This window comes from Lactiplantibacillus sp. B652, assembly GCF_023806745.1.
Lineage (GTDB): Bacteria > Bacillota > Bacilli > Lactobacillales > Lactobacillaceae > Lactiplantibacillus > Lactiplantibacillus pentosus.
Map to the genome: position 1 here is coordinate 130,600 of NZ_JAMSKY010000002.1, position 19,595 is coordinate 150,194.

At 47.7% G+C, this 19,595-nt stretch carries 18 protein-coding genes; 1 reads left to right on the plus strand and 17 read right to left on the minus strand.

Features of this window, described 5'->3' with window-relative positions; all coding sequences use genetic code 11:
• Window positions 1–29: 29 nt before the first annotated feature.
• The 6 genes from rnc to MZO40_RS03360 all read right to left on the minus strand — a co-directional run bounded on the left by rnc (window position 30) and on the right by MZO40_RS03360 (window position 6,719).
• Window positions 30–725 carry a ribonuclease III gene (gene rnc / locus MZO40_RS03335; RefSeq protein ID WP_050338761.1) on the minus strand — a complete coding sequence of 232 codons (696 nt, stop codon included), beginning with the start codon at window positions 723–725 and terminating at the stop codon, window positions 30–32.
• Window positions 726–954: 229 nt separating this feature from the next.
• Window positions 955–1,200 (minus strand): acyl carrier protein, encoded by a 246-nt coding sequence (acpP, locus tag MZO40_RS03340; protein ID WP_003638627.1) that lies wholly within the window; start codon window positions 1,198–1,200, stop codon window positions 955–957.
• A 38-nt stretch (window positions 1,201–1,238) separates the two neighbouring features.
• A complete protein-coding gene (gene plsX, locus MZO40_RS03345) occupies window positions 1,239–2,285 on the minus strand; it encodes a phosphate acyltransferase PlsX (protein ID WP_083202660.1) in 1,047 nt (348 codons plus the stop codon).
• A 40-nt stretch (window positions 2,286–2,325) separates the two neighbouring features.
• The gene (recG, locus tag MZO40_RS03350) at window positions 2,326–4,365 is read right to left on the minus strand and encodes an ATP-dependent DNA helicase RecG (protein WP_252133101.1); all 2,040 of its coding nucleotides are present in this window, start codon (window positions 4,363–4,365) and stop codon (window positions 2,326–2,328) included.
• A 248-nt stretch (window positions 4,366–4,613) separates the two neighbouring features.
• The gene (locus MZO40_RS03355; RefSeq protein ID WP_050338763.1) at window positions 4,614–6,320 is read right to left on the minus strand and encodes a DAK2 domain-containing protein; all 1,707 of its coding nucleotides are present in this window, start codon (window positions 6,318–6,320) and stop codon (window positions 4,614–4,616) included.
• Window positions 6,321–6,356: 36 nt separating this feature from the next.
• Window positions 6,357–6,719, minus strand: a complete 363-nt coding sequence (locus MZO40_RS03360) for an Asp23/Gls24 family envelope stress response protein (protein ID WP_003638623.1) — start codon at window positions 6,717–6,719, stop codon at window positions 6,357–6,359.
• 234 nt (window positions 6,720–6,953) lie between these two features.
• Between MZO40_RS03360 and rpmB the strand changes: the two genes are divergently transcribed.
• Window positions 6,954–7,139 (plus strand): 50S ribosomal protein L28, encoded by a 186-nt coding sequence (gene rpmB, locus MZO40_RS03365; RefSeq protein WP_003638622.1) that lies wholly within the window; start codon window positions 6,954–6,956, stop codon window positions 7,137–7,139.
• 267 nt (window positions 7,140–7,406) lie between these two features.
• On the opposite strand, the gene MZO40_RS03370 is transcribed toward rpmB, so the two are convergent.
• The 11 genes from MZO40_RS03370 to gmk form a co-directional block, all read right to left on the minus strand.
• Window positions 7,407–8,063, minus strand: a complete 657-nt coding sequence (locus MZO40_RS03370; protein WP_105961822.1) for a thiamine diphosphokinase — start codon at window positions 8,061–8,063, stop codon at window positions 7,407–7,409.
• Window positions 8,063–8,716 carry a ribulose-phosphate 3-epimerase gene (gene rpe, locus MZO40_RS03375; RefSeq protein WP_105961823.1) on the minus strand — a complete coding sequence of 218 codons (654 nt, stop codon included), beginning with the start codon at window positions 8,714–8,716 and terminating at the stop codon, window positions 8,063–8,065. The genes MZO40_RS03370 and rpe overlap by 1 nt, the downstream gene beginning before the upstream one ends.
• Before the next feature lie 18 nt (window positions 8,717–8,734).
• The gene (gene rsgA, locus MZO40_RS03380) at window positions 8,735–9,631 is read right to left on the minus strand and encodes a ribosome small subunit-dependent GTPase A (protein ID WP_088769607.1); all 897 of its coding nucleotides are present in this window, start codon (window positions 9,629–9,631) and stop codon (window positions 8,735–8,737) included.
• An 84-nt stretch (window positions 9,632–9,715) separates the two neighbouring features.
• A complete protein-coding gene (pknB, locus tag MZO40_RS03385) occupies window positions 9,716–11,749 on the minus strand; it encodes a Stk1 family PASTA domain-containing Ser/Thr kinase (protein WP_105961824.1) in 2,034 nt (677 codons plus the stop codon).
• Window positions 11,746–12,492, minus strand: coding sequence for a Stp1/IreP family PP2C-type Ser/Thr phosphatase (locus MZO40_RS03390; RefSeq protein ID WP_003638617.1), 747 nt, complete (start codon window positions 12,490–12,492; stop codon window positions 11,746–11,748). Before MZO40_RS03390 ends, pknB begins: the two co-directional genes overlap by 4 nt.
• Window positions 12,493–12,509: 17 nt before the next feature.
• Window positions 12,510–13,853, minus strand: coding sequence for a 16S rRNA (cytosine(967)-C(5))-methyltransferase RsmB (rsmB, locus tag MZO40_RS03395; RefSeq protein WP_252133102.1), 1,344 nt, complete (start codon window positions 13,851–13,853; stop codon window positions 12,510–12,512).
• Window positions 13,850–14,803 carry a methionyl-tRNA formyltransferase gene (gene fmt / locus MZO40_RS03400; RefSeq protein ID WP_105923912.1) on the minus strand — a complete coding sequence of 318 codons (954 nt, stop codon included), beginning with the start codon at window positions 14,801–14,803 and terminating at the stop codon, window positions 13,850–13,852. Before fmt ends, rsmB begins: the two co-directional genes overlap by 4 nt.
• Window positions 14,804–14,826: 23 nt before the next feature.
• On the minus strand, window positions 14,827–17,244 hold the full coding sequence (gene priA, locus MZO40_RS03405; RefSeq protein ID WP_105961826.1) for a primosomal protein N': 2,418 nt from the start codon (window positions 17,242–17,244) through the stop codon (window positions 14,827–14,829).
• A gap of 30 nt (window positions 17,245–17,274) precedes the next feature.
• Window positions 17,275–18,495 (minus strand): bifunctional phosphopantothenoylcysteine decarboxylase/phosphopantothenate--cysteine ligase CoaBC, encoded by a 1,221-nt coding sequence (gene coaBC, locus MZO40_RS03410; RefSeq protein ID WP_252133103.1) that lies wholly within the window; start codon window positions 18,493–18,495, stop codon window positions 17,275–17,277.
• 165 nt (window positions 18,496–18,660) lie between these two features.
• The gene (gene rpoZ, locus MZO40_RS03415; RefSeq protein WP_003638612.1) at window positions 18,661–18,873 is read right to left on the minus strand and encodes a DNA-directed RNA polymerase subunit omega; all 213 of its coding nucleotides are present in this window, start codon (window positions 18,871–18,873) and stop codon (window positions 18,661–18,663) included.
• Complete coding sequence (gmk, locus tag MZO40_RS03420; protein WP_003638611.1) at window positions 18,870–19,490, minus strand: guanylate kinase; 621 nt, start codon at window positions 19,488–19,490, stop codon at window positions 18,870–18,872. The genes rpoZ and gmk overlap by 4 nt, the downstream gene beginning before the upstream one ends.
• Window positions 19,491–19,595: the final 105 nt, after the last annotated feature.

Consider the following 19,595-nt stretch of genomic DNA (forward strand, 5'->3'; position numbering starts at 1 on the left):
TGACCACTAAACGTCCACCCAATCGTTGATTATTGTTGTTGTAACTGTGAATAGGCTTGCCGGGCAGCACTCTGCTCAGCTTCCTTCTTGGAATGGCCGCGACCTTCACCGATTTTTTGACCATCGGCAACGACGGCAACCTCATAAGAACGTTCGTTAGCTGGGCCTTCCTGTTCGATCAGCTGATATTCAATGGCCACATCACCGTCACGTTGGAGGTATTCCTGTAACGTGGTCTTATAATCGAACACGCCGTCAAAACGTCCTTCATCCAGCTTTGGAAAAATCACTTGGTGAACGAACTTCAAGACGGGTTCGCGGCCTTGGTCCAGGTAGAGCGCACCCACGAAGGATTCGAAGATGTCACATAACAGTGAATCACGTTCCCATGCGCGGGCCTTTTGTTCACCCTTACCTAGACGAATATATTGTGGAAAGTCACATTCACGAGCAAAGCTGGCGAAACTTTCTTCGCAGACCATTGCTGCCCGTAAACGAGTCAACTTGCCTTGGGGCATGTCTTTATAACGTTTGTATAAATATTCGGATACCACTAATTCCAAGACGGCATCCCCCAAAAATTCGACCCGTTCGTAATATTTTAATTGCTGATCCTGATGCTCGTTGACGTATGACGCCTGAGTAAAGGCCTCCGCTAGTAACGCAGGATCATTGAAGACGATGCCAAAGCGTTCTTTGAGCATTGCAGCTAATTCAGTTATCATTTGAAACTTCCTTTCAGATTTTGTTTGAATGCCTGTCAATCCCAGTTGTGCTGGGGGCATCAAAAATACGCTTGTCCATGGAGACACACCGGTCAAGCCATTGCGTATCATAACATTATACTATGATTTAGGGGTTAATAACAACGTTAGCGCCTAGGTGAGACGTGATTCAGGCCAATTAAAAACAGGTACGCTGCACATCGCATACCTGTTTTTAAGGCGGATCGTCTTATTTAGCTTGATGAGCAGCCACGTAATCGACCACTTCACCGACCGTTGATAGCTTTTCAGCATCTTCATCTGAAATCTCACTACCAAAGGTATCTTCTAATTCGAGTACAAACTCGACAAAATCAATGGAATCAGCATCCAAATCGGTTTGCAAGTTCATGCTGTTGGTAATCGTTGCCTTATCAACTTCGAACCGATCAGCAATGATATCCGCAATTTTATCGAAAATTTCTTCTTTCGTCATGTAAAAATCCCTCACTAACTTGAATTCACTAAAGTATTCTAATCGTTTTCAGCAGGATTGTCTACACTTGCTTGCTGATTAGCCTGTTGATTTGCAAAATATTCCGCGACACCCGGTACGATATCGGTGCTGACCATCTGCCGAATTTGCCGGATCGTATTAACGATCGTCGGCGCTTTACTAGAACCATGCGTCTTGACAACTGGCGCTTTCAAGCCCAGTAGCACGGCACCACCATATTGCGAGTAGTCCATTTGTGAGCGAATCTCGTTGAACCCGTTCTTGAGGAGTAAGCCACCCAGTTTACCACTAATCCCGGTATTGTAGACCGCATCCTTCACGAGACCCAGCATTGAGCGCGCGGTCCCTTCGATACTTTTCAATACCGCGTTACCCGTGAACCCGTCAGTGACGACAACATCCGCCACCCCGTTCAATAAATCGCGAGATTCAACGTTACCGATAAAGTTGACCCCTTCCGTTTGCGAAAGCAGTTCAAAGGCCGCCTTGTGTACTTTATTCCCCTTGTCGTCCTCAGTCCCATTGTTTAACAGCGCGACCCGAGGATGTTTGGCCTGCATCATCCGCTCAGCGTAGTACGTCCCTAAGACACCGTATTGTTGAAGGTTCAAAGGCTTACTGTCCGCATTGGCACCGATATCCATCATGACAAAGTTAGACTGATTGGCGTTACGGACGACCGGCAAAACGGTCACGAGTCCCGGCCGGTCAATCCCTTTGATTCGTCCGACGATAAATAAGCCAGCCGCGAGCACCGCTCCCGAATTACCGGCGGAGAAGAAGGCGTCCGCTTGCCCATCTTTGACTGCTTGGGCCGCCATCACGATTGACGAGTGCTTTTTACGGCGAACCGCTCGAACTGGTTCATCTTCCATCGTAATCACTTCATCAGCGTTGATAATCTGAATCCGGTCCCGGTTTTTCAGTTGGGCGTTGATCACATCTCGTTGCCCATAGAGTAAAAAGACCGTGTCCTCAAATAAGTCCCGAGCCTGTTCAACCCCTTCAATCACTGCGTTAGGCGCGTAATCGCCACCCATAGCATCAATCGCAATTTTAATCATTGTGTCACCATTCCTCTCATCACGGTACGCGATTTGTTTGTTAATCAAGTGTTCCTACTGCTGCTAGCTTGGCGCTCAAATACGTCGCTAGCGCATGGTTCTCAGGTTCATCCTGCCAATTTGGTCGCTGAACGATGGCGTGGGCATCCTGCTGTGCCACCTGTAAGACGGTCAAATCCGCAATCGGGTCGCCGACTTTGAAGGCCGGCATCCCGGATTGTTTGACCCCCAAGACGTCACCGGCGCCCCGCAGTTCCAAGTCCTTTTGCGCAAGCACAAAACCATTAGTCGTCTTGGTCATGATTTGCATCCGTTCGATTCCCTGCTGATTTTTCGGGTCCGCCACTAAAATACAGTAAGACGCCTTAGTTCCTCGTCCGACCCGACCACGCAATTGGTGAAGCTGGGCCAAACCAAACCGGTCGGCATCATAAATCATCATGATCGTCGCATTTTTGACATCCACCCCAACTTCAATGACTGTCGTCGAAACGAGCAATTGAATCTCGTTAGCTTTAAACGCCGCCATCACCGCTTCTTTTTCTTCCGGTTTCATGCGACCGTGTAACAATCCGACCTTGACCTGCGAGCCAAAATACTCTTGCAAGTTTGCGGATAAAGCTTCGGCGTTCTTCACGTCTAACGTTTCCGATTCTTCAATCAGCTGGGTGACCACGTAAGCTTGCGAGCCATTGTCAATTTGCTGGTGAACGAAACTCAACGCGGAATTGGCCTGGTTACTGCGAACCCACGTCGTTTGAATCGGTTGCCGGCCAGCAGGTAGCTCGTCGATTTCTGAAACGTCCATTTCGCCGTACGCAGTGATCGCCAGGGTCCGCGGAATCGGGGTCGCCGTCATCGCAAGCGTATCAGGCTGACCACCTTTTTGACGAAAGGCCGCCCGTTGATTGACCCCAAACCGGTGTTGCTCATCAGTAATGACCAGTCCAAGGTTGGCATACTCGACGCCATCTTGAATCAGCGCATGCGTTCCAATCAACAGGTTGATCTCGCCAGCGGCCAGCGCTGCCAAGAGTGTCTTTCTGGCAGCCGGTTTGGTTGCACCCGTCAACAAAGCGACGTTAACGTCCGTGTCGGCGAAAACTTTTGCTAAATTATTGGCATGTTGTTCTGCCAAGATTTCGGTCGGTGCCATCAGTGCTGCTTGATATCCCGCCGTAATTGCCGCGTACATGACGATGGCCGCCACGATCGTCTTCCCGGAACCAACGTCACCTTGTAACAGCCGGTTCATATGTTTCGGCGACTTTAGGTCTAAACAAATTTCGTTGACGACTCGTTTTTGGGCACGCGTCAATTCAAACGGTAGCGTCTTAATGAACGCTTTTAGTCGTGAATTGTCATAGGCAATCGCAATGCCATCCGTCGTCGCGTCAGACTGCTTCAACGCCTGCATCTGCATTTGAAACAGCAAAAATTCTTCGTAGGTCGCTGAACGTCGGGCCGCAGTCGAATCCGCTTGGCTGGCTGGAAAATGCATGTCATGAATCATCTGCCGCCGGGGTAACAAGCGATATTTTGCACGCAATGGCTCCGGTACGATATCCGTAATGACCGGCGCATAGCTGTCATACGCCTGTTTGATTAATTTTTGAATGGTGCCCTGCTTCACTGACTTACTAGCAGGATAAATTGAGCCAAACGCCGAATCCGCATTATTGGGATTGATAATTTTCATCCCAGTCAAACTACTGCGCGTCGCATCCCACTTGCCATAAACCGCTAAGTCTTGCCCCGTTTCAATCTGTTTCATCAGATAAGGTTGATTAAAAAAGGTGACCATGTACACATCGTGGTCAATCAGCAGGCGAAAATTCAAACGGTTCTTTTTGCGACCAAACCGCGCCAAGACCGGTTCAGACGCCACCGTGCCTTTGAGCGTGACTTTCTCTTGATCTGCAATTTCATTGACGTCTTTGACTTGGAGATCTTCATAGCGAAACGGATAATAAGTCAACAAGTCCGCAATCGTATTAATGCCGAGGGCTGCCAAGGCCTTTTGACGGGTCGGACCGACACCGCTTAACGTCGCGACTGCATCACTCAATTGTTGGGCCACGCTTGACCACCTGCCTTTCTATCAAACTCAAAATCTACCGTCATTGCAGAGACCGCTACATACATTGGTCATATTTACATGACTGCCGCGAATTGCGGCTTACACATAGACACGACCAAGCGCGTATCTCGAATAACAGTCAATCATCATTATTATACCAAAAATTCAGTTTTACGCTTACCGCAACGGCTGACTGAACAAAAACAGGCCCCAGCATCGCTGCCAAGCCCTATTTTTGCGAAATCTTATTATTCAACTGATACGAGGAATGGATAAACCGGCTGATCACCCTCATGAATTTCAATTTCTAATTCATCATCCAAGTCTTGGACTTTGGCCGCCAATTTATCGGCATCCGCCTTAGTTGCATCTTGGCCATAAATGATCGTGACGAGCTCGCTATCCTCATCCAACATGGCTTTAACCATGTCTAATGCCGCCGTATCGCGATCAGGGTTCGTAATGACGATTTTGCCATCAACTAAGCCCATGTAATCATCTTTCTTGATTGCCAAACCATCGATGGTCGTGTCACGCACCGCATGAGTCACTTGACCGCTGACTACCGTGCTCAAAGTCTCTTCCATCGCCGCTTGGTTATCATCAAGACTGGCTTCCGCATTGAAGGCCAACATCGCGGTCATCCCTTGTGAAATGGTCTGACTGTGGATGATCTTAACCGGGACGTCAGCAACTTCTGCCGCCTGTTCAGCAGCTAAGAAAATATTTTTATTGTTTGGCAAAACTAATGCCTGCTTGGCACCACTGTCGTTGACAGCCTTGACGATATCCGCCGTACTTGGGTTCATCGTCTGACCACCAGCGATAATGTCAGTGACCCCGAGGCCTTTGAACAGCTTGCCAATCCCATCACCGGATGAAACTGAAATAATGGCGTAACCGTGCATGTCAACTTGTGGTTGCGATGGCATGGCTGGTTCTGCAGTTGCTTGGGCTTCACTTTCTTTATCGTGTTCCATGATAGTTTCTTGTTGAAGCCGCATGTTGTCCACTTTAACCTTGATGAGGGCACCAAAACGTTGGCCCCAAGTCATAACATCACCAGGATGTTCCGTGTGGACGTGGACCTTAACGATTTCATCGTCGTTAATGACTAACAATGAGTCACCAAGTTGGGCTAAGTAATTGTAAAAGGTATCGTAGTCAAACTTATGATCAACTAACTTACCATCACCAATTCGAACCATGATTTCAGTACAGTAACCGTACTTAATATCGTTCGGATCTAATTGGCCCTGGACACTCTGATGATGAGCAGCATCGATCATTGAATCCATTTCAGCATCGTCTGGCACGTAGTCTTGCGATTCATCGACTTTACCACTCAGCGAGTCACTGAAGGCTTCTAAGACAAAGGTCAACCCTTGACCACCAGAATCAACGACACCGACCTGTTTTAAGACAGGCAAAAGGTCTGGCGTTGATTTTAATGCCGCCTCAGCAGCAGTAACCACAGCATCCATCACTTCACAAATATCATCGGTCGTTTTAACGGCCTCTTTACCAGCACCAGCGGCTTTGCGAATTACTGTTAGGATTGTTCCTTCAGTGGGCTTCATAACAGCCTTATAGGCGGTCTGAGCCCCTGCAGCGAGTGCATCCGACAAATCTGTCGCCGTTAAGACGTCTTTATCAGCAACCGCCTTTGAAAAGCCGCGAAAAATTTGCGATAAAATAACCCCAGAGTTGCCGCGAGCACCCATTAAGAGTCCCTTGGCTAACGCTGACGCTAAATCGCCGACTTTGGTGCTAGTTTCTTCACGTTCATACTTGGCACCGCTGGCCATTGATAGGCTCATATTAGTCCCGGTATCACCATCTGGTACCGGAAAGACGTTCAAAGAATTAATAAATTCAGCACGTTGGCTCAGCTTTTGTGACGCCGCTTGCACCATTTTGCCAAATTCAAGATTAGTAATCGTGGTGATTTTCAATTTCAAAATTCCTCCTTGGCTTCCACCAACTTCAATTTAGTCGTTCATTACCCGGACACCTTGGACAATGACGTTGACCGAATTGGCCGTAACGCCAAGCATGTTTTGTAAGTTATATTTGACCTTGGCTTGGACATTGCGTGAGACTTCTGAAATTTTGGTCCCATAACTGACGATAATGTTGACATCGATTGCCACCCCATTATCCTCTTGGCGAACAACCACACCGCGCGCATAGTTTTCGCGGCGTAAAATTTCATTAACGTTATCACGGATCTGGTTGCGACTTGCCATACCGACAACACCGTAGTTATCCGTTGCAGCGCCCCCAACGACCGTCGCGATAACATCATTATCAATATCAATGGTTCCAAATTGGGTTTTGATTTTGACAGCCATGAAAATAGCCTCCTTGTTTTAACGCGTTCATTTACGATAGTTTATCATAGCACAACCACTCTTGAAAGAAAAATTAAGCGACTGCTTATCGGAAGCCCGGAAACTGGGAATTTAGCAGTAAAGTAAAATTACTTGATAGAAATGTATTGCAACCTTCATTAATCTATGATAAATTATTCTAGTGAATGATAAAGACGACCTTTTATCAATGATTACCGAAGGAGGCAGATCAACATGGCAAAAGACTACGTTACAGGCAAGCGGACGCACTTTGGTAACACGCGTTCCCACGCTTTAAACCACAGCCGCCGCAGCTGGAAAGCTAACTTGCAAAAAGTTCGCATTTTAGTTGATGGTAAACCAAAGAAGGTTTGGGTTTCAGCTCGGACTTTGAAATCAGGTAAAGTTACGCGCGTTTAGCGCAGCAAATCGCCACCACAATTTTTTTGTGACTGGCGTTTTTTGTTACCTAAAATCAGGTTTTCACGATCATTTTTTTATAAAGTTTATAATTTCAGTTTCTCAAAAAGGACCAGGTTAGTCGTTGTTGTATAACGGTCAACTCGGTCCTTTTTTCATGCTAATTTGATTATTTTTTCAGTAACACTACTTAAGTTTTCTGAAAGGCTTGATCAATTCAATTAAGAAAACGTCAGGATAGCCCAGCTCAAGACTTCCAAGCAGTGCCTAATCGCTCACCTGGTCATCTTTACTTTGAATCACCGCTAAAACACCCGCATCAAAGCTGAAATGGCCAGTATCACCACTAAACTCGTTGCTGGCCCATGAGATTGGGTAGTCATTATGGGCCGCTTTCAGCTGGTATTTTTCATCCGACAACGTCAGGTGCATCGGCATCATCGGCACGAACGCCAGATATTTTTTATCCGCTTCCTTTTGGATCTCATACTCACCCGGCAAAAAGAATTGCACGCTATTCTGCTTATCAATCAATTTGATTTGGGGTGCCCACTGCCGAAAGACGGGGTCTAAAACCAGCCACAAATTGGCTAAAAGATGGTCTAAACGGCCACCCGTAGCCCCATAAATGTGCACGGCGGTCGGGTTTAACTGTTCAAAGATCGACTTAACTGCTAACTGGGTATCGGTGTGATCCTGGTCGGGTTTGACGATAATCGTCCCTGCCAGTGCCTGCTTGACCGTCTGTAATTCGGCTTCATCGATCGAATCAAAATCACCAACGACCATCACTGGCTGAATGCCACGTTTGACAAGTCGTAGTGCGCCCCGATCCGCGCCGACCCAGTCCCCAGGAATCGCCGTCAAATCGGCCGGATAATTGGCAGTCGGCCCACCCACTAATAAATTAATGATGGTCGCCATTAATTGGTCGCCACCTTCAAATCTTGGATCCGTTGCGCCGGATCCGTGCTATTGTAAACGTATGAACCGGCCACAGCGACCGTTGCACCCGCCTCATAGCAAGCTTTGACTGTCTGATCATTGATGCCACCATCGACTTCGATATCGAATTGATAGCCCTGTTGTTGCTTGATTTTGTTAAGTGCCGCAATCTTAGCAACCATCCGGTCCAGAAAATGTTGGCCACCAAAACCAGGGTTGACGGTCATAATCAAAACTTGGTCAACTAATGGCAGTAAGTCAGTAATCATATTAAGTGGTGTGCCAGGATTGACAACCACTTCGGCTTTGACGCCGGCATCCTTGATCAATTGTAAGGCATGGTAAATGTGGCGCGTACTTTCAACATGCACGCCAATCAAGTCCGCACCGGCTTTGGCAAACTGACCGACAAACCGTTCTGGTTCCATAATCATCAAATGACAATCTAACATCAATGACGTGACGGGCCGTAAGTCCGCAACCGTCCCCATGCCAAAAGATAAGTTCGGCACGAATTGGCCATCCATAACGTCGATATGCAAGGCATCCGCACCAGCATTCTCGGCCATCTTAACATCACGTTGTAGGTTTGCAAAATCTGCACTCAAAATTGAAGGGGCAACTTTAATCATTAATCTCACTCACTTTTTTTATTTTTTCTTGTTATAAACAACTTTTTTATTTTTGATAGTTTCGTAAAACTGCAAATAATTCTCATAACGACTGGCTAAAATCTCACCGGCATCCAATGCTTGTTTGACGGCACATTGGGGCTCGTTGATGTGCACACAGCCCCGATATTTACAATCCGCACTCAGGCGGACAAACTCTGGGAAGTAATGCGTCAATTCGTTGGCCGCAATATCAAAGACTTCATACGATGAAAATCCTGGCGTATCAGCAACTAGGCCACCTGCAATCGGAATCAAACTAACTTTACGCGTCGTGTGTTTCCCACGGTTGAGTGCCTGAGAAATTTCACCGGTCGCTAAATCTAAGCCCGGCTGTAAGTGATTCAGTAAGGTCGACTTACCGGCACCCGTCTGGCCCATCACGACCGCGACATGGTCCGTCAACGCCGCCTTAACCGCTGCCAACGCCGATTCTGAGAACGCCGTGCGTTCGCAAATCACTTGATAGCCAATTTTGCGATAGGCTTCCGCTAACGTTAGTCGGTCTTGATAGACGGTATCCGTCAACAAATCCGTTTTTGCGAAATACAATAACGGTTCAATGCCAGCGACGGCCAGCGCTACCAACTGCCGATCAAGCAAATTGGTTGAGAATTCCTGTTCCGTCGTGGCCGTCACCACGATACCTAAATCAACATTCGCTACCGGCGGCCGCACCAATTGGGTTTGCCGCTCACGAATTTTTAACACGTAACCTTCCTGAGGCGTTGGGGCATCAAACTCCACCACGTCACCCACGAGGGGTGTAATCTTACGTTTCCGGAAATTGCCCCGCGCCCGGGTCCGATACATTTGGCCATCCGCATACACGTCATAAAACCCGCTTAGCGATTGCCGAATTTGTCCAATTTTCAAATTAGCACCACCTTATTTTATATTTGGTACGGTCCACTTTTCTATATTGTACCAAAAAAGTCATGCGTTGCGCATGACTTTGACTTATTTTGTTGCATTTTCACTGGTAATATTGTTCTTTTCCATAATGGTGACCCCGTTGCGGACAATCCGGTAACACCCCTTCGTGTCACCGGTCAGCTGAAACGGTAAACTGATTTTGGTCGACCGCATGATGGCAATATCGCGATAGACCGTCTCAATCATGTGGGTGTCATCATACAGATAGATTTTCACATCATTTGCCGCAGAATTACTCGTGGACAACGCCTTGTACGGAATCGTCACTTTGACATAAAAATTCTTCGGTGGCGTTGTATGATCATCAGATCCGCGTGACATGGTCACCGTCACTGTCGACCCAGTGCGGACGTTGCCGCCGCCATCTGGATCCTGATCAAATGAATAGCCAGATTTCTGCTCACTTGAATAACCCTGTTTGAAATTGATATTCAAGTCATTCGACCGCGCATAGTCCAAAATGTCACTGCGGCTCTCGCCCGTTAAATCTTTCAATTCGACATACCGGCTACCGGCACTGACCGTAAACGTCACGGTCGTGTCTGTCGGCATCACCCGACTACCCGCAACGACATCTTGACTGATGATTTGGCCAGCGGAGACTGATGACGTACTGTAGGTCTCCTTGACCTTAAACCCCGCCGAAGTCAACGTTTGGCGGACGTCATGATAATTATCATTGACATAATTACCAAAGCTCATCGGCTTCGCGCCGTTACTGACGACCAGGTTGATGCGTGAATGTGACTGCACCTTGGATGCCTTGGCTGGTGTCGACTTAATGACCTGATTTTTACGGACTTGATTACTCTTGGCATGTTGCACCTTACCAACAGTCAAGTTATGCTTTTTCAATACCTTGGTCGCCGCGGCTTGACTCATGCCCGCCACATTCGGCACCTTAGTCGTCTGTGGCCGACTCAGTTCAAGACCAACAATCACGGCAATAACCAGTAGCAGAACGACGGTACCCCAGAAAATGATGCGGCGCCGTAACGGATGACGTTTAGACCATGACCGCGTTGGTAGTGGTGCATCATCATCGTCATCGTGAGTGGCTTGGTGAGTATCAGTATCATGAGGTGCTGATTTAGCTTGTTGCGCAATTTTATGTGCCACGACCTGTGTCTTACCATCCTGATTGGCGGCAATCGCGGCTTGGATATCCGCACTTGGCATGATTTTTGTCTCGTCATTGCCAATGTCTTGTGGCACAAAGCGTTTCTCCCCTGCCCGATCTGCCGACAAAACCGTCAATAAGTCAGCGGCCATATCTTCAACCGTGGCATACCGTTCGCGGGGATCCTTCGTCGTTGCTTGGAGCACAACGTTTTCTAACGCTTGCGGAATATCAGCATCAAATTCTCGGACCGATGGCATCGCGTTCTGAAAGTGCTTGAGCGCGATTGAAACCGCCGTTTCACCTTTGAAAGGTACCGAACCGGTCAACATTTCGTATAAAATAATTCCTAGTGAATAAATATCTGACTGCTTAGTTGCCATACTACCCCGCGCCTGTTCCGGCGACAAGTAATGTACGGATCCCAGAATCGTATTGGTTTGGGTCATCGTATGTTCAGACAAAGCGACGGCAATCCCAAAGTCCGTAATTTTGGCATTTCCCTGCTCATCAATCAAGATATTTTGTGGTTTTAAGTCCCGATGAATAATATTATGCGCGTGGGCCGTTGCCACGGCACTCAATATTTGCTCCATAATGTCGATAACTTGCTGCAATGGCAGTGGAAAGTTCTCTTTAATATAGTTCTTGAGATCCATTCCTTTAACGTATTCCATTACAAGGTACTGCATGCCATTCTCTTCACCGACATCGTACAAACTCACAATGTGGGGATGTACTAATTCAGTCGTTGCTAGTGCTTCACGTTGAAATCGTTTGATCGTTTTCGGATCATCCCGTAAGTCTAGCCGGAGCAATTTGACCGCAACATCACGATCTAATATTAAGTCATGTGCCAAGTAAACATTGGCCATCCCACCTTCACCTAAGGACCGGACGATACGATACCGTCCGCTAAGGGTATAGTTGGGTGTCATTTACTGGCCACCTCACCATCAAGTGCCATAATCAGGGCGGTAATATTATCCTTACCGCCAGCTGCGTTCGCTAACTTAATCAAAGTCTCACACTTCTGCGTCGCAGTTTGCTGCGTTGCTAACACTGTGGCGAGTTGGTCGTCAGTCACCATATTAGTTAAACCATCTGAACATAGCAATAATTGATCGCCGGCCTGCATCTGGTACAGATTAGTATCAATATCCGCGTCTGGCGAAATTCCGAGTGTCCGCGTAATAATATTCTTTTGTGGATGTTCGCGCGCTTGTTCGGCGGAAATTTCACCACGTTTGACAAGTTCGTTGACTAACGAATGGTCTTCCGTGAGCTGGTGTAATTTGCCGTCACGAAAGAGGTACCCGCGACTATCACCGATATTAGCCATCAAGAATTTCTGATCAAACAGGAGTGCTGCAACCATCGTCGTGCCCATCCCATTTAAGTCCGAAAACTCGCGCGCTTTTTCGATAATGTGTTGATTTTCGTCCTGAACCTCGCTGGCGAGCCATTTGACAGCATCGTTGGGTTCTTGAAACGTCGTATTTTCAAACCGAAAACCCATGTGCGACACGGCCATCTCAGAAGCCACGTCGCCCCCTTGATGACCGCCAATACCATCCGCTACGATTGCAAAGTTGATCCCTGCTTTATTTTGGAAGAAGCCGACGTAGTCCTCGTTTTCATCACGCTTTTGGCCAATATCCGACCGGTATGCAAAATCCATTGTTTACCACTCCACCATTATTTTTTTCGTAAACAAGCAATGAAAAAGCCGTCAGATAAATAGTCGTCTGGATAAATCGATAACGTTTTATCCGTCCGGTCAGCTTTTAAATCTTGCTCAGTTGGCGTTGTTTGCAACTCAAATTCGGGATGGTCAGCTAAGAATTTCGCAATCACATCCTGATTTTCCTGTTGCAAAATCGTGCACGTACTATACGTCATGATACCACCTTTTTTCAAGGTTGGGGCGACCACCGCCAAAATCGCAAGCTGAATCTTTTGCAAGTTCAGACTGTCTTGTAACTGTTTTTCGTAGCGAATTTCTGGTTTACGCCGCATTAATCCTAACCCTGAACATGGTGCATCCACTAGAATGCGGTCAAAGCTTTCGTCATCGAACTGGGTTTGAACCTTACGAGCGTCCAGTTCAGTTGCGGCCACGCGATCAGCAACGTGCATCCGTGCCGCATTTTGGCCAATCAGGCGCACCTTATTGGCGTGAATATCCAGTGCGACCACTTCGCCACCAGCATCCGCATCCAATTGGGCTGCAACCTGCGTCGTTTTCCCACCAGGCGCGGCACAGGCATCTAAGACTTGGTCACCAGGCTGCACATTCAAGGCTGGTACCACCAGTTGGGCACTCTCATCTTGAACCGTGAACATGCCATAACGCATTGCTTCGGTATTGATGGCCTGTCCATCCGTGACCACTAACCCGAGTGGTGAAATCTTGCTTGGTTCCACTGTTAACCCATCGTTGGTTAAAGCGGTCGTCACGTCTGAAACCGTTGATAAGGCCGTATTGACCCGCAACGACTGCTTGGCCGGTTGGTTCAACGAAGCAATAATCGCTTCCATCTTAGTCGCGCCCAACTGCTGCCGCAATTCTTGAATCAGCCAAACTGGCATACTATAAGTGACACTCAACCGCTCATCGGGGTCTTCAATCGTGTCGAACGCAGGCAGGCCACTCCGATCCATTTGATGCAAAACACCGGTCACAAAACGGCGAATTCCAGGATGGCCCTTCACTTTGGCAATTTCAATCGTTTCATTGAAAACGGCCCGTTGTGGAATCTTGTCCAAATATTGCCATTGATATAAGGCGCTCAATAACAATTCGCGTACCCACGGATCAAGTTGATGCGGATGGCGAACAAATGGTTTTAACCAAAACTCTAAGGTCAACCGATGTTGAATGACGCCGTAAACCATGTTGGTCAATAAATTGATATCACGTCGATCCATGCGGTGTTCATTGATCAATTGATTCAATTGTAAATTTGAATAAGCCCCATTTTTGATTTTTGCTAATGCTGCCACCGCTAACCAGCGGGGGGTGTTGTCAACTGTGCTCATTTACGAATAACCTGCTCTCCGGTAGCAAATTTATCTGCTGCCCCATTTAAAAAGTCTGTGATCGTCATCTTCGGTTTGCCAGCAGGTTGCAACTGATTAATTGCCAGTGCGGTATGGTCGGCCGCCGCAATAACCAGTTCATGCTTGGTCTTTCGTACCACCTGACCAGGTTCCTGGGTCACAGGACCTTCGTCTAAGGGCGTCACGTCCCAAAACTTCGTCCGTTTGCCATCCATCATGGCATAGGCGATCGGTGCAGGCCGCATCCCCCGAACTTGGTGATCGATTTCAGCAGCCGTCTTGGTAAAGAAATCCAAGACCTCCTGTTCTGGTTGGATATTAGGTGCAAACGTCACCTGGTCCTCATCCTGTGGCACGGCTTGAATCTCGCCGGCGATGAGTTTTGGCAAAGTTTCCAATAACAGATCACGGCCAACTAGGCTCAGCTTATCAAACATCGTGCCAGTATCATCACTCGCTTCAATTGGAATCGCACGTTGGGCCAGCATGTCACCGGCGTCCATTTTTTTAACCATATAAATAATGGTAATACCCGTCTCTGCTTCGCCGTTAATGATGGCATATTGCACCGGCGCACCACCCCGATACTTCGGTAATAACGAGCCGTGAACATTGACCGCGCCAATCTTGGCAGCTTTCAATAGTTTCGTTGGTAAAAATTGTCCAAAAGCGGCCGTCACGATTAAATCCGGCTGCAAGTCAATAATTTGCTGCATTTCAGGACTGCCGCCGATTTTTTCAGGTTGAAAGACCGGAATGTCATGCGCAACAGCCACTTCTTTGACTGGTGAGGCGGTTAAAACGTGTTTACGACCCACGCGTCGGTCTGGTTGGGTGACCACACCCAAAATTTGATAATCTGCTTTAATTAAACTTTCGAGAATTGGTGCCGCAAATGCGGGTGTTCCCATAAAAACGATCGATGTCATTACACTTATTCCTCCTCGAATCGTTACATAAAATGCAGCGGTTCTACATCAATTCCAATCTGCAAGCCTTGACGCTGCTGCGCTTGGGTCTCATGTAACAGCGTTGTCAACGTTTTAGCGAGATTGGGTTCCTGTTTGTATTTAATCACAATTTGGTAATAATAGCGCCGGTTCACACGCGCAATCGGTTTGGGCGTCGGACCTAATAAAATCGTGGATGGTGCCAAGCGTGGCCGTAGCCACTGTAATAATTGGTACATCCGTTTGGCCGCGACTGCTTCCTCCAAATCACTCGCTGTGATCTGGACGGTAAAGTAGTACGGTGGATAGCCGCCGCGATGCCGCATCTGCATTTCATACTTGAAAAAGCCTTCATAGTCATGGTGTTGCGCAAAGCGAATCGCATAGTGGTCTGGGTTAAACGTCTGAATATAGACGTGCCCGGTCTTTTCCGCCCGACCTGCCCGGCCACTCACTTGGGTTAAAAGTTGGAAGGTCCGTTCACTCGCTCGGAAATCAGGCAGTCCTAGGGCCGTATCAGCATTCAAGACCCCGACCAACGTGACGTTTGGAAAATCAAGGCCCTTGGCAATCATCTGAGTTCCAATCAAGATATCCGCTTCACCACTACCAAACTTGGCTAGTAGCTTCTCGTGGGCGCCCTTCTTACGTGTCGTGTCATTATCCATCCGAATAATCGTTGCGTCTGGAAGCAAGTCCTGTAATTCTTCTTCGACTTTTTCCGTTCCCGTCCCGTAATAACGAATCTGACGGCTATGACAGTTGGGACACGTCCGTGGAATCGCTTCTTCATGGCCACAATAATGGCATTTCATGGTGTGGGTATCCATGTGTAACGTCAGTGAAATATCACAATTAGGGCATTTCAAGACAAATCCACAATCTCGGCAGAGCACAAACGAAGAGTACCCGCGTCGATTTAACATCAACACACTTTGTTCATGACGTTCAAGCCGATCCTGCAGTGCGACGAGTAATGGGGCCGAAAAATTACTCTCGGCATGTTGCTGCATCTCCTTTTTCATATCAATGATGGAAACTTTAGGCAACGGCCGTCGATTGACCCGGTCTGCTAGCAACAATCGCTGATAGACCCCTTTTTCAGCCCGTGCACGCGTCTCTAATGAAGGGGTCGCGGACCCGAGAACAACTGGGCAATGATGATACTGACTCCGCCATAACGCCACTTGGCGCGCATGATACCGCGGTGCATCATCCTGTTTGTAAGTACTTTCGTGTTCCTCATCCATGACGATCAACCCAATATTTTTCAGTGGTGCAAATACCGCAGAACGAGCGCCGACTACGACTTGGGCTTCACCACGTTGAATCCGACGCCACTCATCATATTTTTCACCACTGGAGAGGCCACTGTGAAGAACGGCCACGGCTTTCCCGAACCGCCCCTTCACGCGTTGGACCATCTGTGGCGTCAATGAGATTTCGGGCACGAGCATCAATGCGGTCTTCCCCTGAGCCAGGGCGGCCGCCATCGATTGCAGGTAGACTTCGGTCTTTCCGCTCCCCGTCACACCCTCTAGTAAGAAGGTCGTCGTCGCAGCCTGATCAACGGATGCAGTAATCTGATCGACCGCAACCTGCTGCTCATCGTTCAACTTCAAAGCCTTAGTTGCCTTAATATCGTGACTGGCATAGGGATCGCGATAAACTTCGACCGCGATTTTTTCGAGCCACCCCTTCTGTGCAGCGGTTCGGATGGCACTCTCATTGACCTTAAACCGCGTACAAAAGGCTTTTTGCACCATCGTTTCACCATTTAGCGTAATTAGGCCTTGTAAGATGGCCATTTGTTGCTTAGCCCCCGCCCGAACGTTGGCCTTCTCAGCTTCAAGTTCTGGAATCGACAATCTTGCTTTCAGTGCCGTTTGGGTCTTACGCCGCGCTTGATTTTTCACTTGGTAATAAACATCGACCTGACCAGCTGCTTGCAGTCGCAAGAGCTGACTGACAATGGCCGGGGTCGTGGCGACCGTATCAAACGGGACCATTGATTGACCACCAAACAAGGTCTCGCGAATTTCGTCAGGCGTCGTCGCTGTTGTTCGCAGTTGTTTCTCATATTTAGCCCGCATGACGGCTGGTAACATGGTTTGAGCACAGGTGATTTGAAATGAAAAGGTACTCTCAGCGAGCCACTTGGTCATCGCTAAGCCTTCTGTGTTCAACACCGGTGCCAAATCGACCACCGCATCGATTGGTTTAAGTTCACCATCAAAATTAGTGACATCATCACAAGCCAACACAAAGCCTTGGACCCGCCGTTTTCCACGACCAAATGGGACGACGACGCGCATGCCAGGCTGCACCTGGGATTGCCACGCAGCTGGAATCTGATAACTATACGGTCGATTTGTCTGCATAGTGGGCACATCGACTAAAACTTGGGCAATTTGTGCCACACAACTCTTCCTCTCTTTTAAATGCTTTGACTAATTCAGTGCACCGTCCGCAATTGCCGTCTCTAAAATGATTTTGGCAATCGCCGTCTTAGATGCTAATTCCGTAGTCACTAGTTGCTGATGCGGCCGCAATAACGTCACTTGGTTGGTATCACCATTAAAGCCAACGCCTGGTTGTGAAACGTCATTAGCAACTAACAAGTCCAACTTTTTATGAGTTAATTTTCGATTGGCGTTTGCTAGCAAATCCTGCGTTTCGGCGGCAAAACCAACCACATACTGATGCTTCTTTTCGGCTGCCAACGTTTTGAGAATATCAGGCGTTTCCGTTAATTGAAGCATCAAATCGCCATGACCAGCGGGTTTCTTAATTTTCTGCGTCGCCAGCTCTGTCGGTCGATAGTCCGAAACGGCCGCAGCCATGACTAAAATATCTGCGTCATCAAAAGCGGTACGAACAGCAGTTAATAGCGACGATGCCGAGTCAACCGGAACGATGGTCACGCCCGTGGGTACTGGCAGATGGGTCGTTGCACTGATCAAGGTGACGGTCGCACCCATTTCACGCGCAACTTGTGCCAACGCATAACCCATCTTGCCTGATGAACGGTTAGTAATAAACCGGACGGGGTCTAACGCTTCACGCGTCCCACCAGCCGTCACAACGACGTGGCGTCCCGCCAACGGTAAATCAGGTGTAAGCTGAATCAATTGGTCCGTCAGCCACGCCAGAATTGCCTCAGGCTCAGGTAAGCGCCCCTGACCGGCGTAGCCTTCCGCTAACATCCCAGTTGCTGGTGTCAGCACATGCAGTCCGTCAGCGGTAAGCTGTTCCAAATTACGCTGTGTTGCTGGATTCGCATACATGTGAGAATTCATTGCTGGGACCACAAACTTCGGCGCAGTTGTCGCCAAGACCGTGGTTGTGGCAGCATCATCCGCCAACCCATTTGCGACTTTGGCAATTAAATTAGCGGTGGCTGGAACGAGCACCATCACTTCCGTCCAATCTGCTAAGGCAACGTGGACAACGTGCTGCGGATCAGTCGTCGTAAATTCATCCAGAACGACTGGTTGCTGGGTCAACGTCTGAAAAGTCAGTGGCGTTACAAACTCAGCGGCGTGAGCAGTCATTGCCACTCGCACTACCGCACCCTGTTTCATTAAACTCCGAATCAACACTAGTGCCTTGTAACTCGCAATCCCACCACTAACCACTACGGTTACATGGCGCTTTGTCCATACACTCACTTTTTCACGTCCTTCAAAAATCAACGCTGCAACCTGCAACGTCATTTTGTCACTTTAATGTTTCAATTGTATCAAGAATCCACGGTCACGTGAAGCTGAACGTCCGTTTGGGTGCAAAATAAAAAAAGCACCAAGCCTGAATTGGCTTAGCACCTTGTTTTATGACTAGTCTTCGTCGATTTCATCTGGATCGATCATTAAGTCACCAGCGGCAATTTCTTCCATTGCCCGACCGATCGTCTTAACTGACTTGTATTCACTAAGCATTGGTGGCGCACCGGCATCTAATTCGTGGGCCCGCTTGCTAGCTAACATAATCAGTGAATACCGTGAGTTAACTTGCTTTAATAAATCATCAACTGATGGATATAAAATCATGATTCCACATCTCCTAACATTTCTTCATACTCAGGCATCACCCGTTTGACACTAAACCGTTCACTACGAATAATTGCTTTGATTCGTTCAGCGGCTAACGGGACTTCGTCATTAATTACGGCGTAATCATAATTCCGCATCATTTTGATTTCATCAACGGCTTTAGCCATCCGTTTGTTGATCACACTCATATCATCTGTCCCACGACCGATGATTCGGTGCTTCAATTCCATTAAGTCCGGCGGTGTCAAAAAGATAAACACCCCATCAGGCATCTTTTCGCGAACTTGCATCGCACCGTTAACTTCAATTTCTAAGAAAACGTCTTTGCCAGCTGCTAATGACTGCTTAATATATTTTAAGGGCGTTCCATAGTAATTGTCAACATACTTGGCATATTCAAGCATCCCGCCACTCTTAATTTCATCCTCGAATTCTTCTTTGGACACAAAATAGTAGTCCTTGCCGTCTACTTCGCCCGGACGCATCTGCCGCGTCGTCATCGAGACTGAATATTGAAAATCGTTATCATCTGAGTCAAATATTTCCTTCCGAACAGTACCTTTACCGACACCAGAAGGACCTGATAAGACGATTAACATGCCTTGTTTCGCCATGATCACAAATTCCCCTTAATTAAAATATGTTTTAAAGCTTATTTTGCACTTTTTAGGCTTAGATTGCAAGTATTATCAAGGTTTCACCTGATTTTTCATTTTTTA